Annotated in this window: 15 protein-coding genes; 2 read left to right on the top strand and 13 right to left on the bottom strand. The window is 36.2% G+C overall.

Going from position 1 to position 14,346, the window contains the following annotated elements; translation table 11 throughout:
* Window positions 1-146: 146 nt before the first annotated feature.
* The 4 genes from JMM81_RS04075 to JMM81_RS04060 form a co-directional block, all read right to left on the bottom strand.
* A complete protein-coding gene (locus tag JMM81_RS04075; RefSeq protein ID WP_256240211.1) occupies window positions 147-365 on the bottom strand; it encodes a YlzJ-like family protein in 219 nt (72 codons plus the stop codon).
* Window positions 362-1,111 carry a ClpP family protease gene (locus tag JMM81_RS04070; RefSeq protein WP_256240210.1) on the bottom strand — a complete coding sequence of 250 codons (750 nt, stop codon included), beginning with the start codon at window positions 1,109-1,111 and terminating at the stop codon, window positions 362-364. The genes JMM81_RS04075 and JMM81_RS04070 overlap by 4 nt, the downstream gene beginning before the upstream one ends.
* Window positions 1,112-1,355: 244 nt before the next feature.
* On the bottom strand, window positions 1,356-2,444 hold the full coding sequence (locus JMM81_RS04065) for a TRAP transporter large permease subunit (RefSeq protein ID WP_256240209.1): 1,089 nt from the start codon (window positions 2,442-2,444) through the stop codon (window positions 1,356-1,358).
* A 24-nt stretch (window positions 2,445-2,468) separates the two neighbouring features.
* Window positions 2,469-3,533: a TRAP transporter substrate-binding protein gene (locus JMM81_RS04060; protein WP_256240208.1), complete on the bottom strand. Its 1,065-nt coding sequence runs from the start codon at window positions 3,531-3,533 to the stop codon at window positions 2,469-2,471.
* A 143-nt stretch (window positions 3,534-3,676) separates the two neighbouring features.
* Between JMM81_RS04060 and JMM81_RS04055 the strand changes: the two genes are divergently transcribed.
* A complete protein-coding gene (locus JMM81_RS04055) occupies window positions 3,677-4,459 on the top strand; it encodes an IclR family transcriptional regulator (RefSeq protein ID WP_256240207.1) in 783 nt (260 codons plus the stop codon).
* Window positions 4,460-4,482: 23 nt separating this feature from the next.
* Window positions 4,483-5,247: an IclR family transcriptional regulator gene (locus tag JMM81_RS04050; protein WP_256240206.1), complete on the top strand. Its 765-nt coding sequence runs from the start codon at window positions 4,483-4,485 to the stop codon at window positions 5,245-5,247.
* A gap of 59 nt (window positions 5,248-5,306) precedes the next feature.
* Here JMM81_RS04050 and JMM81_RS04045 read toward each other — a convergent pair whose 3' ends face one another.
* The 9 genes from JMM81_RS04045 to dpaA form a co-directional block, all read right to left on the bottom strand.
* A complete protein-coding gene (locus tag JMM81_RS04045; RefSeq protein ID WP_483862170.1) occupies window positions 5,307-5,933 on the bottom strand; it encodes a DODA-type extradiol aromatic ring-opening family dioxygenase in 627 nt (208 codons plus the stop codon).
* Between the two features lie 60 nt (window positions 5,934-5,993).
* Window positions 5,994-6,155: a hypothetical protein gene (locus JMM81_RS23265; RefSeq protein WP_483862169.1), complete on the bottom strand. Its 162-nt coding sequence runs from the start codon at window positions 6,153-6,155 to the stop codon at window positions 5,994-5,996.
* A gap of 242 nt (window positions 6,156-6,397) precedes the next feature.
* Window positions 6,398-7,015: an NUDIX hydrolase gene (locus JMM81_RS04040; protein ID WP_256240205.1), complete on the bottom strand. Its 618-nt coding sequence runs from the start codon at window positions 7,013-7,015 to the stop codon at window positions 6,398-6,400.
* A 180-nt stretch (window positions 7,016-7,195) separates the two neighbouring features.
* Window positions 7,196-8,866 carry a ribonuclease J gene (locus JMM81_RS04035; RefSeq protein ID WP_256240204.1) on the bottom strand — a complete coding sequence of 557 codons (1,671 nt, stop codon included), beginning with the start codon at window positions 8,864-8,866 and terminating at the stop codon, window positions 7,196-7,198.
* 303 nt (window positions 8,867-9,169) lie between these two features.
* Entirely contained in the window at window positions 9,170-10,042 is an 873-nt protein-coding gene (gene dapA / locus JMM81_RS04030) for a 4-hydroxy-tetrahydrodipicolinate synthase (RefSeq protein ID WP_256240203.1), read from the bottom strand.
* A 37-nt stretch (window positions 10,043-10,079) separates the two neighbouring features.
* Window positions 10,080-11,309 carry an aspartate kinase gene (gene dapG / locus JMM81_RS04025; RefSeq protein WP_256240202.1) on the bottom strand — a complete coding sequence of 410 codons (1,230 nt, stop codon included), beginning with the start codon at window positions 11,307-11,309 and terminating at the stop codon, window positions 10,080-10,082.
* Between the two features lie 184 nt (window positions 11,310-11,493).
* A complete protein-coding gene (gene asd / locus JMM81_RS04020) occupies window positions 11,494-12,543 on the bottom strand; it encodes an aspartate-semialdehyde dehydrogenase (protein WP_256240201.1) in 1,050 nt (349 codons plus the stop codon).
* A 243-nt stretch (window positions 12,544-12,786) separates the two neighbouring features.
* Complete coding sequence (dpaB, locus tag JMM81_RS04015; RefSeq protein WP_256240324.1) at window positions 12,787-13,389, bottom strand: dipicolinate synthase subunit B; 603 nt, start codon at window positions 13,387-13,389, stop codon at window positions 12,787-12,789.
* Window positions 13,389-14,285 carry a dipicolinic acid synthetase subunit A gene (gene dpaA, locus JMM81_RS04010; RefSeq protein WP_256240200.1) on the bottom strand — a complete coding sequence of 299 codons (897 nt, stop codon included), beginning with the start codon at window positions 14,283-14,285 and terminating at the stop codon, window positions 13,389-13,391. Before dpaA ends, dpaB begins: the two co-directional genes overlap by 1 nt.
* Between the last annotated feature and the right edge of the window lie 61 nt (window positions 14,286-14,346).

Below are 14,346 nucleotides of genomic sequence, written 5' to 3'. Positions count from 1 at the left end.
ATGAAAGAAGAGAGCAGCCTTTTGGCTGCTCATATTTTTTCATTATTTTTATTATATCATATAGATTAAGCGAACACGTATACCCAATTGGAATTTTTTCCTCTATTACCATTCATTTTGCTCTAGTATATCACACTTATTTCCTATCAAAATTTACGGTTCGAAAGGATATTCCCCGGATAACATCGATCATCCAAGTAATGACTTGGATCACTACTCATCACTTGGATCACACGGTAATCATGATTATCATCCATTTCGACAAGCAAAGGAATTCCTTCATATTGAATAATCGTTTGTTTGCTAAACTCTGATTCATCTGTCTGAAAAATAAGTTCTTGTGGCATAGTCGTATATAATATCATTGCACAAGCCTCTCATTTGCTTCATTATTTAAATCAATTAATTCATTTAATTTCTTCAAGGCTTTGCCGATTCCACCTACTTCATCGATTAAACCAGATTGCACCGCATCTGTTCCAATCACATTTGTACCAATATCTCTCGATAAATTCCCTTTATCAAACATTAGTTCTTTAAATTTTTCTTCACTGATTCTCGAATTATTTGTCACAAATCTGACGACACGATCCTGCATTTTATCCAAATATTCAAAGGTTTGCGGCACGCTGATAACAAGACCTGTTATACGGACCGGATGTATCGTCATCGTTGCGGTATCGGCAATAAACGAGTAATCACATGAAACAGCAATCGGAACACCAATCGAATGACCACCACCTAACACAATCGACACGGTCGGTTTTGATAAAGACGCGATCATTTCTGAAATGGCAAGCCCTGCTTCCACATCGCCACCTACCGTATTTAAAATAACAAGTAACCCTTCAATTTTCGGATTTTGTTCAATCGCAACAAGTTGCGGAATAATATGCTCATATTTCGTCGTTTTATTTTGTGGTGGTAGCTGAAGATGACCTTCAATTTGACCAATAATTGTTAAGCAATGAATTCTTGAATCCTGTGCTAGCTGTGGTACATTCGTTTGCCCAAGCTGCTGGATTTTGTCCACTAAACTCGACGGACGATCTTCTTTCGGCTGTTCCTGATCCTCATTTCCACTATCATTTCGTAGCGTCTCCTTATCCATCTTGTTTACTCCCTTCATAGGTATGATATGGATAGTATGAGATGCAGACAGTTTTTTCATACAAAACTTTCATAAGCATCTACTCCCAACCTAGTATGTAAATGTCGGTTGACCTACTTTCACTGCTTATGTTTTACTACGTACATAAAGGTTTGTTCAAGTAAGCCAACCAACAACACAGAAAAAGCTCTCCGTTAAATGTACTAAGTCATTTAACGGAGAGCTTTTCTTAGTAAAATACAATCTACCTAATCATATTCGGTAAAAATGTAATAATTTCTGGGAATATAATAAGAATAATTGTTAACGCTACCATTGTAAAAATGGCAGGAAAAACACCTCTAAAGATCTTTTGGATCGGTACATCTTTCACAACACCACCAATAATATAAACACTTAAACCAAGCGGCGGAGTTAATACTCCTATATTAATAAGTATAATCATAATAATACCAAACCATAAACCATCGAACCCTAATTGAGTAATTAATGGATAAACGATTGGTAATGTTAACGTCATAATCGCAATTCCTTCAAGGAACATCCCTAAGATGAAGTAAACCGCTAGAATCAATGCTAAAATTAGATATGGTGAAACATCTAAAGTCCCAACAACATTTGTTAAATACATTGGAATCTGGCTTAGTGCTAAAAACTTACCGAATAAGCCTGCACCAATTAAAATTAAAATTAAAAATAACATAACCGTTAATCGTAGTGTTTCATCCATTGAAGAGATTAATTTTTTAAAGCTTAGACGTTTTGTCATAACGGTAAGAAGAAAAGCTCCAACTGCTCCAATTCCACCTGCTTCACTTGGTGTGAAAACCCCTAAATATATACCTCCAATACTGGTCGCAAAAATATATAACGGTAATCCTAGATCACCACTTAATTCTCCACCCTGAAAAGATCTTTTTGCATATTCAAACAATTGCCATGTTGTCAAAGACATCAGGATGAATAAAACGAATGAAGAGATTCCATATAATCCATCCTGAACTTTCTTTGGCATCATGTTCGTTAAAAAGTCAATCTCGATATGGTCTTTTGCAAGCTGACCAGATCCAAGACTAAAGAAAATCATTAACGCAAGAGCTAAACCTGTTAATTCATAAGTCCCTGTAATGGGGTTGTTAAAAAAATATCTTCCTACTACATCTGCTGTTGTTAAGAACATCAACAAGAAAAGAATAACACTTGAGATTTTATGCAATACATTATTAAATACTTTCGTACCCTTTTCTAAACCATTCGTTAGTTTTTGAAAAAAAGATACTCCATTGAGAACACTTGCTCCTAATGGTATACTTTGTTCTATTTCTTGTTTCATTTAAGTTCACCTCGCAGTTTACTACTACTTGCCTTCAATTAATTTTACTGCTTCATCATAGATTTTTTGTCCATCAATTCCCTTTTTCTCCATTTTTGATAACCAATCTTCCGTTACAACTTTAGAAACATCTTTAAACTTCGTTAATTCATCTTCTGATAGCGTAATAAATTCAGTACCTGCTGCTTTTGCTTCTTCTTCAGCTCTTTCTTTTTGACCATCAAATGCTTGTCCAGCTTTTTGCGCCATTGGTAAACCAAGATATTTTTCTTCAATTAACTTTTGATCGTCAGGAGAAATTTTGTTCCAGCTATCTTTGTTCATCGATACATAGAATAAATTTGTATTGAAGTTTCCAATCGTTACATAATCCACTAAATCTGTTAAATTGAAATCCTTAATTGCTGCAATCGGTAATACTCCGCCATCAATTACACCTTTTTGCATAGCATCATAGATTTCTGGAGCTGGAATGGATACTCGGGTTGCACCCCAAGATTCAATCATTTCCCCACCTTCTGCAGATGGTGTTCTTAGTTTCAATCCTTTTACATCCTCAAAGCTTCTAACTGCTTTTCCTTTTGTAATAATGGCATAAGGATCAGCTGCATGAACCCATAATAGTTTAACATCAGAATACTCTTCTTGAATTTCCGGGAAAGTATCATGTAATTTTTGAACAACCACACTCAATTCTTCACCATTTCCATCTGCTAAGAACGGTAAGTTCATAACGCTTTGAACCTCAAATGTACCTGCATGATAACCATGTATTCCTCTACCTACATCCATAATTCCTGTCTTAATATTATCAAGTGTTTCCTTCGGCCCGCCTAAAGCACCACCTGTATACATTTGAAATGATACACGACCATCTGTTAATTCCTGAACATCTTCACTGAATGTAGCAAATGCTTCAGAATTCTGAACATGATCAGGTGCATCCATACTACCAAATTTAAACTCTATTAACTTTCCATCTCCACCGGCTTCACTCTCTCCACCTGTACTATTTGAACACGCAGTAAATATAAGCAACATGAGCCCCATTAAACCTATAATTAATAACTTAAATCTTTTTCTTTGCATAATATTATACCCCCATCTGTATTTTTAATAATAATTCATTAAGTGAACCGTTTTCATATTTTATATAGTACAATATGAAAATTCTGAATAAAATAATATTTTTCTTCTATATGGAATAAATAAAAAAATTAGAGGTGATTACGATGACTACTTCTCAAAATAAATCACTACTACAATCTGTTCAAAATGGACTTCTTCTTTTAAAGGTATTTTCAAAAGACAGACCCGTTTGGGGGATAACAGATATTTCAAGAGAGCTGCAGCTTCCAAAAAGTACTGTCAGCCGATTAGTCGGTGACCTCATTAAAGAAGGCTATTTACAAAAGATTGGTAGCAAATATCGTCTAGGCTTATCCATTTTATGTTTGGCAGGAGTCAACATGTCTAACTTGGAGATACATCGGGAAGCATTCGAACCATTAAAATCACTCGTAAGTAAAATTGATGAATCAGCTCATATTTCCATGTTGGAAGGCATTCAGCTCATTTATTTGCTTAAAGTTGAATGTAAACAACGTGTTAGACTCCTTTCACATGTTGGCCAATACCGTCCTCCATCATGCTCAAGCTCTGGAAAATTACTATTAGCGTATCAACCAAGAGAAATAATAGATCAAGTGATCAAAAATGGATTACCAAAAAGAGGACCTAATAGTGTCACTGATCCAGATCAACTGTTAGATGAGTTAACGACTATTAAACAAAATGAATATTGTGTTTGTATTGATGAGATGCATGATGATGTCGTAAGCATTGCATCACCAATTAAGGATTATACAGGTAAGGTCACTGCATCCGTTAGCATTGCAGGACCTAGACAACGGATTCATGAAGAATTTATCCCTTACTTTATCGATGAGATTATCAAAACAGGAAATGAAATTTCCTATCGATTAGGTTATATGGAATCCTTATTTAATAAATAGATGGAAAAGGAGATAATAATGAAATGAATGAAGTAACAAGGGCTTCTTCAATGACAAATGCTCTAAGATTATTAAATTTATTTACAATGGATGAACCTGAGTTGACATTAAGTGAGTTAGCCGAAAAACTCGATGTTGGACCCAGCACTATTTATAGGCTCACTAATACTTTAATACATGAAGGTTTTTTAACTAGAGATCAGGTGTCGAAAAACTTCCGTTTGGGATCTTTATTACTATCTATGGGACATATCATGATTTCTTCTAATGACATCTGTGAGAAATCTCCATTAATCTTGGAAAAACTTGTCGAGGACACTGGAGAAACAGTTCATCTTTCAATTTTAGAGGATAACAAAACCGTTTACTTACAAAAATTTGAATGCTCCAACTATGTGCATTTACTTACCCATGTTGGAAAGAAAAACCCTGCTCATTGCACAAGTACAGGACAAGTCATGCTTGCTTTTCAAACTGAAGAACAAATAAAAAAAGTCATCAAAGCTGGTTTACCCCCACTCACATCTAATACGATTACAGATCCAATAAAATTCAAGGAACGTCTGACAATCATTCGAAAACAAGGTTATTCTTATAACAAAGATGAATTTCTTAATGGTGTTTCTGCTATTGCGGCACCCGTGAAATCGCCTTCTGGAAAAGTTGAGTTTTCGATGAGCATAGCAGGACCCACTTCAAGAATTAATTCATGTAGCGTCCCAACACTTTCAAAATTAGTAATCAATGCTGCAGATAAACTAACAAAAAAGTTAAGATGTTCTTTATGAGGGTAAATAAAAAATAGCTGTTTAAGAATACTAGTATTCTTAAACAGCTATTTTTTATATTAATTTACATATTCTTCTTCATTATTTTCTTTCCTGCTGGAAACCTTAACTTTTTTAAACGTAATAAGGGCATTCCAGCTTCCAGAGGATTGACCATCTGCTAAATACGTAGGATCCCACTCTTCATCAACTATACCAAATAGCATAGCCAAATGACGACCACCTGATTCAACTTTTGCCATACTAGAGTACTGTGGCAACATCTCATAAGCAAATTGATATTTTTTATTCATCACATAATCAACAAATTGTTTATCAAGAGCATGTTCAGAAATAGTCGGCTTGTTATGTCTTCCTCGTACTAAGTTATGAGCTAATGCACCACTAGATACAAAGATAACCTTCTTTTCCGATTCTTGTAACACCTCTGCAATCGCTTGACCCCATTTATATGTTTCCTCATGATTAGCTGTTAATGTAACCGACAAGTTGATAACTGGAATATCTTCTTTTGGAACAAGATAACGTAAAGGCACAACAGTACCATAATCCCAAACATAATGTGGATCATGTACGTCTAATACTTGAATACCAGCATCTTGACCCGCTTGAACTAATTTGTTTGCTAATGCTTCATCACCTGGATAATGATAAGGAACATCTTTAATAAGTTCTGGTGCTTCCATTGCAGTAAGAAGCCCTTTATGAACTGGATGACAGTCAACATAATGAGTGAAAGTTGATGGCTAGTGACAAGAAACTAAAACGATCGCATCAGGTTTGATTTGTTCAATTTCTTTAGCAGCCTCTTTCATTCCTTCGACCATATTTTGTTGAAAATCTGGTGTTTGATCCTCATGGCACATACTCGGAACATATGGTACTAACATACTTAATTCAATCGTCATTAATAATTCCTCCCCTGTTTGTCAAAATTACTTTTGTTTCCATTAGAAATAATCACTAAATTCTAAATTTTCTATTTATAATAATTATGATAACGTTTTCTTTTCCCACATACAACGTCATTATTACTCTATGCGGAACAAAAGTAATTTTCATCATAAAAACCAAGTGAAATTAAGTATAGAAAACTTAACTTTACTTGGTTTTTTAGCTATTTAAGTTGTGTAAATGGAGAGCTCTAGCATTAATCATTATCCAATAAAGATAAAAAGTGGATCAATATTTTGGCTGTTAACCCCCAAATCACCTTTCCGTTATACTGATAAAAATGTTCATTCGTATGTCGTGTTTGCCATTTATAATTTTCCCCTCCAGTAATCAACTCAAAAGGAAATCCCTCTTCAGGCACAATTTGAAAATAGATTTTATGGATCTTCGGCTTTGTACTTTGGAAAAAGGATAAAGGAACCGTAAAGATCTCCTCTACTTCAGACTTATTTGGATTTATCCTCTCAGGATTTATTACCCTACCAACAAAGGGATAAATAATATTACTAGAAGCATTTAACATAAAATCTAGTGGAATAACATCTGTTATAGCTGATTCAACGATCCCTAGCTCTTCCGATGTTTCACGTATGGCACATTGTTTTTGACTTTCTGCTTGTTCAAGTTTACCACCTGGAAAACATATTTCACCAGGCTGCCTGCGTAAACTCATTGACCTGACTTCAAATAAAATATGTGTTTCATTTTCAACTTCAATAAGAGGAAGAAGTACTGCATATTTAAGAAGTTCTTCATATCCGAGAATAGAAGATTGCCTACCATTCAATTTCTCGATTACTTTCGATATATTCACCTGTTCACCTCCGGAAAACAAAAGTATAGTCACTATATATTCTCTATTATAACTATTTCTGACACTATAAATGAAATAATTGAACCTTTTGTAGAAATATAGTTCCTATGAAATTTAAAACGGCCTATTCGTATTTACGAATAGGCCGTTTTAAATTCAATTGGTTTTTCTAATTGTCTTTTATCTCACTTCCATAATGATTGGTAGGATCATTGGTCTCCGTTTTGTTTTCTCATATAGGTATTGGTTTAGACAATCACGCATGTTCTGTTTAATCACTGACCAATCAAAAGAGTCTCTTGAAATACTCTGCTCAACAATATCACGCACTCGATTCGATGCCTCTTCAAGCAACTTTTCTGATTCCCTAACATAGACGAACCCTCTTGAAATAATCTCAGGACCTGAAGAAATTTTCTTTTCTCTCTTATTTAATGTGACAACAATAATAAGAATTCCATCCTGTGATAATAGCTTACGGTCTCTTAAGACAATATTTCCAACATCACCAATTCCACTTCCATCAATCAGCACATTTCCAGCAGAGATGCGCCCCGATGGACGGATACGGTCATTTTTCAACTCCACTATTTCTCCTTTTTCAGGAATATATATACGATCATCGGTCAAGCCGCAATCCTTAGCAACTTTTGCATGAGCTTTCAACATTTTATATTCACCATGAATCGGAATAAAGAACTTTGGAGTCATCATATTAATCATAAATTTTAATTCTTCTTGACTTGCATGACTGGATGTATGGTAAGCGTTTTTTCCACCTAACACAATAGCACCGGCACGGAATAACATATCAACTGTTCTAGATATAAAAATCTCATTCCCTCGAATGACAGAAACAGCCAATACAACGGTGTCTCCTTTTTGAATATTTACGTACTTATGCGTTTTTTTCACCATTTTTTGTAAAGCTTCAATTGGTTCACCTTGGCGACCTGTTGTTAAAACAACGATCTCATTATCGGGATGGTTCTGAATTTCTGAAACAGGAATAATAATTTCATCATGAACATGCAAATATTCCAATTTAATCACAATATCAAAAATACGCTGTAAACTTTTCCCTACAATCGCAACCTTACGTCTACTTTCATAGGCTGCATCAAAAATATGCTGAATACGATTTAAATCAGATGCAAAACAAGCAGCAATAATCCGTCCCTTGGCATTATAAAATGCATCATTCATTTCCCGAGCAACGACAGCTTCTGAAGGGGTATAACCTGTTTTTTCAGCATCTGTACTATCTGACAATAAACATAGTACACCCTCTCCACCAATTTTTGCCATCTTTCCTATTTCAGGTTTGTATAAGTCGCTAGCAGATTGGTCAAACTTGAAATCACCAGTATGAACAATTACGCCGTCTGAAGTGTGAATACAAATGGCAACCGAACCAGGGATGCTGTGATTGGTTTTAAAAAAAGAAACCGAAACCGAGTCAAACTCAATCACTGAATCCGATGTAACTTCAATAAATTTTGCTTTTTGTTGAAAATCTTGTTCTTTCATCTTTGTTTGGGCAAACGCAATTGTTAACTTTGTAGCATAGATAGGAATATCTATCTCACGAAGAAGATAAGAAAGTGCCCCTATATGATCTTCATGACCATGTGTTAAAAAGATCCCTTTTACTCTACTTTCATTTTGAATTAAATAGCTAAAATCAGGGATGACCATATCAATTCCGAACATTTCATTTTCCGGAAACATTAAACCGGCATCAATCACAAATATGTCTTCATCGACTTCCACAATGTACATATTTTTGCCGATTTCATCGACTCCCCCAACAGCTACTAACTTAATACTCTTATTTTCTGTTTTCTTCAAATCAAGCTTCCTCCTATGTTGTAATACGCCGACCGAGATCAGATATACTCATTATACTTGAAATCAGAAAACCTTTACAACTATGAAATGCGAAAGTGGCTTGCTCAGCTTATGACCTCGAGTAGCTAACCACTTTAGCTGGACAATACCAAAATGCGAAAGTGGCTCGATTAGGGACCACAAGCTTAAGCTCTCGAGTCCCAAGCAACTGTAGCTGGATAACTACTAAATGTGGAGGTAGTTGGACGGGGAAGTTTCAAATACAAAAACCTCAGCAGTTCAAGATACCGCTGAGGTTTTTTATTATTCTGCTTGTAATAGACGAATCAACTCTGCTCGTTCACGTTCTGTTAAAGGGACAAGCGGAAGTCGGACAGGTCCAACATCCAATCCTTTTAGTTGTAGAGCTGTTTTAACTGGCACAGGATTAGGTGCTGCAAACAAACCTTCCATAATTGGGAGAAGCTGTTGATGAAGCTTAGATGCTCCATTTATATCACCTTGTAAAAACTTAGTAATCAAATCTTGCATTTCATTTCCAATCACATGTGATGCAACAGAAATCACACCTGCTCCACCAATCGCCAGCACTGGAAGTGTTAGACCATCATCCCCTGTATAAAGCTCAAATTCCTCTGAAGTGTTGGCAATCATTTTGGTCATATTATTTAAATTGCCGCTTGCTTCCTTTACAGCAACAATGTTGCTGATTTCCGAGAGACGAATAATCGTTTCTGGTTCAATATTCACGACCGACCTACCAGGAATATTATATAATAAAATCGGTAAAGAAGTGCATTCAGCAACCGCTTTAAAATGTTGGTAAAGTCCCTCTTGATTCGGTTTATTATAGTATGGTGCAACAAGCATGATTCCATCGACACCAATTTGTTCAGCTTTCTTTGTCAGTTCAATTGATTCATAAGTGTTGTAACTTCCAGTCCCTGCGATGACTGGAATACGTTTATCTACTACTTTTACAACATGCTCAAAAAGAGCGATTTTTTCTTCTTTAGACAATGTAGGTGATTCTCCAGTTGTTCCTGATACAACAAGGGATTCCGTTCCATTGTCTATTAAATAATTAATGAGTTGCTCAGTTTTTGGAAAATCGATATGGCCTTTACTATCAAATGGGGTTACCATTGCCGTAGAAACTCGACCAAACCGTACCATACGACCACTCCTTCTAATCACTTAATAATCCGATCTTTCATAATTCAAATGGTTCTTTTTCTAATTCAAACGCACTATGCAAAGAATTGATGGCATTAGACAAGTCTTCTTGCTTAACAAGCACCCAAATCGTTGTATGACTATCAGCCGATTGAAGAATTCTTATCCCCTCTTCAGACAATGCACTAACAATTTTAGACGTTACTCCAGGAACACCCGCCATACCTGCTCCAACCACAGATACTTTTGCACAATCACGTTCACTCGCTGGCTCATGTCCGAGACTACGAAGAATGGAAATTGCTCTATCGGCCATTCCTTCTATAACCGTATAGACAACCTGGTTAGGAGAAATATTGATAAAATCGACACTAATTTTTTCATTAGCCATCGCTTTAAATACTTCTGCCTGTAAATCATACTGATCTTTTTTAGCAAACACCTTAATTTGGGTAATATTTGACAAATGGGCGATTCCTGTCACTACACGTTCTTTTAACACATTACCACGACTAAGACGTGATACCGATGTGACCAACGTACCTGGATTCTCAGAATACGTTGAACGAATTCGAATCGGCACTTTGGCTTGCATAGCAATTTCAACGGCACGTGGATGAATAACTTTAGCCCCTTGATAAGCCATATTACAAACTTCAGTATATGTGACAACTGGTAGAGACCGTGCATTTTCTGCGATACGTGGATCGGCTGTCATAATACCGTCTACATCAGTAAAAATATCAATTCGCTCCGCCTGAAGAGCTGAACCCAGTGCTGCGGCTGATGTATCGCTTCCCCCTCTACCAATCGTTGTCACATCTCCATTACTTGCCATCCCCTGAAATCCGGCGACAACCACTACATCGTAATCATCCAATGCTTTTATCAGTCGTTCACACTTCATCTCAACAATTTTTGCATTCGTATGATCATAATTTGTACGAAAGCCTGCTTGTGCCCCTGTCATTGCTGTTGCCTTTACACCTTCTTGCAATAGCAGATTTGTAAAAACAATGCTCGAAATGACTTCTCCACATGACAGTAATAAGTCCATCTCACGATTACTAATTAAGCTAGCTGAATCCTTTACTAATGAGAGTAGTGTATCTGTTGCATAGGGATCACCTTTTCTTCCCATAGCTGATACAACCACAACTACTTTAAATCCTTCATCTAACACAGATCGAATATGTTTTTTTGCATATTGGCGGCCTTTCTCATCACGAACCGATGTTCCGCCGAACTTTTGGACGATTATTTTCATCGTAACACCTCTAAAATCCATTATAGAACGGACTCTTAATATATTGCCTTTGTTCATCATGATTTTGATCCATAGTTAGCAATATCTATTATTACGATTCGTTCTAGTTCGTCCGAAAGAAGTATCTATCTGTATCTATTCGTGATGAAGCAAAGCCTTTCATTGTAGACTAGATAAAAATATTTTATTTTACTAAGCCAAGTTTAATTAAACTTTCTGCAATTTGAACCGAATTCCAAGCCGCACCTTTTAATAAGTTGTCAGAAACAACCCATAGATGGAAGCCCTTTTCTTCGTCTAAATCTTTTCGAATACGACCAACAAACACATCATTTTTACCAACAGAATCAGCTGGCATTGGGTATAGTTGGTTTTCAGGATCGTCTTGAAGAACAACACCTTGAGCATTCACTAAAAGATCTTTCAAATCCTGTGCCGTCACACTTTCACTTCCGATTTCGATATAAACTGATTCAGAATGACCTACTGCTACTGGGATACGAACACAAGTAGCTGCTACACTTAATTCCGGATCATGCATAATTTTTTTCGTTTCATTAATCATTTTCATTTCTTCATAGGTAAAGCCATTATCTTGAAATACATCGATTTGTGGGATCGCATTAAACGCAATTTGATAGTGCTTTTTATCCCCTTTGACCGGTAGAATGGTTGGCTCAAATGCTTCATTATTTAAGATTGCTTTTGATTGCTCTGTCAATTCCTCAACCGCTACTGCTCCAGAACCAGAGACAGCCTGATAAGTAGAAACAACTACTTTATTAAGGCCGAATTTTTCACGAATTGGCTCCAAGGCAACAACCATTTGAATGGTTGAACAGTTTGGATTTGCAATAATTCCATTATGATTCAAAAGGTCATTTTCGTTCACTTCAGGTACAACGAGAGGTACATTTTCATCCATACGGTAAGCACTCGTATTATCTACAACGATAGCTCCGTGTTGTACCGCGTGTGGAGCTAACTCTTTTGATATACTTCCACCAGCGCTAAATAAAGCAATATCCACACCTTTAAAACTTTCCGGTTTTGCTTCTTGAACTGTATATTCAGCTCCATTCACTTGCACTTTTTTACCCGCTGAACGAGCGGAAGATAACAAGGTTAATTGTGAGATTGGAAATTGTCTATTTTCCAATGTTTTAATCATTTGTTGCCCGACTGCTCCTGTTGCTCCGACTACTGCTACGTGGAATCCTTTTCTCTGTTCCATTCTTTGCTCCCCTTCCAATACGGTAAAAATATGACTAACTAGCTATACTTTATTATATAGCGCAATTTGTCTACACTCTACTTTATTTATGCAAATTGGGTGGGAATCTAAGTTTTAGTTCCCTAAGTCCCTTTTCTTCATACAAAAGAAGGCGAGGTAATAAACCTTTCGCCATCTTTCTATTATATTAACATTTATTTTAACATAATCCATCATTAAACAAATATACTTTTCTAGGAAAAACTAATTTTCATCTTTATAACGTTCGACAATGATGGGTTGTAACTGTCTCCCCGTTATGGCCTCTTCAATCGTTTCAGATAGCATGGTCATACGGGCAACCATTGAATTCGGTTTCTTAATTGGATCGTCTTGACCATACGGGATAAAATATATATTTTTTGTTGCCATTAATCTCATTAAATTTATACCATTTAATCCTAAGGCATCATTTGTTGAGATCCCTAAAACTACTGGTTTTAGATTTCTTAAAGTTGCTTTTGCAGCCATCAATACCGGTGAATCCGTTAATGCATTGGCAAACTTACTCATGGAGTTTCCAGTCATTGGAGCTATAACCATACAATCAAGAGGGATTTTGGGACCTAATGGTTCAGCCTTTACAATAGAATCAATTACTTTATGTCCTGTCAAGTCCTCGATTCTTTTAACCCAGTCCTCACCTTTACCAAAACGGGTCTCAGTATTTTTTACCGTAAACGTGACGATAGGCAATACTTCAGCACCTGCATTGACTAATTTTTCAATTTCTGGAAAAACAGCATCATATGTGCAATGGGAACCAGTTAAACCAAAGCCAATACGTTTTCCATTTAAACTCATAATTATATCTCCTTTCGATTCTCATATACATCTTGCAATAGCTGGATCAGAACGTTTGCTAGTATATTACCTGCTGTTTTTGGAGCTACAATCCCTGGAAGACTTGGAGCTAAAAGAGCTTTAACACCTCTTTTTTCTGCATAACGAAAATCAGTTCCACCTGGCTTGGATGCAAGATCAATGATTAACGTATGAACAGGCATCTTTGAAATCACGCTTGCCGTTACAATTTGATGCGGGATTGTGTTTATGCAAATATCGGTATCCTTCACCCAATGTGATATCTCATCTAAATGAAACGGGGTTAAACCCATTTCAGTAATTCGAGCGATATGCTCTGTTTTTCGTGCGCCTACTTTCACTTTCGCTCCAAGTAAGTGAAACGTTCTGGCTACGCTCATCCCTACCCTTCCTAATCCAAGAACAGTGACAGTCGAACCGTGTATCGTAAAATCCGTATGTTGAATCGCCATCATAATAGTCCCTTCTACTGTAGGAATCGAATTATAGATAGCAACGTCATCCCTATTAAACAATTTTACAAGTCCTCTATTGGCCCTTTCCGTAATGCCTGTTAAATAAGAATTAGCAATACCAGAAAAAACGATACAATGTGATGGTGTTTTCTGTAACATTTCTTCTAATAAAACGACTTTTTCGTTTGAAAAAATGGTATCAACATGACCATCAAGACTTGTGCCAGCGACTGGCAAAATAATAGCATCTATCTGTGAAAAATTAATCTCTTCTATTTTTTCCTTTGTTGCACCTGTAAAGGCGTGATCCAGCTGTTCAAAGCCAATTAAAGAAAGCTTTGCATCCAGCTCTGTTAATTTTCGAATGATTTCGAGTTGTCTTGCATCACCGCCAATAATTGCAATTTGCATATCTGTCAGCATGAAAGATTCACCTTCTTTTATTAGGGCTTAGAGTTAATAAGTCTATTGATGATTCTCATGT

This window comes from Bacillus sp. V3B (genome assembly GCF_024494465.1).
Taxonomy (GTDB): domain Bacteria; phylum Bacillota; class Bacilli; order Bacillales; family Cytobacillaceae; genus Bacillus_BD.
Note: the sequence above shows the minus strand (reverse complement) of the source record. Positions and strands in the feature narration are given on the sequence as shown.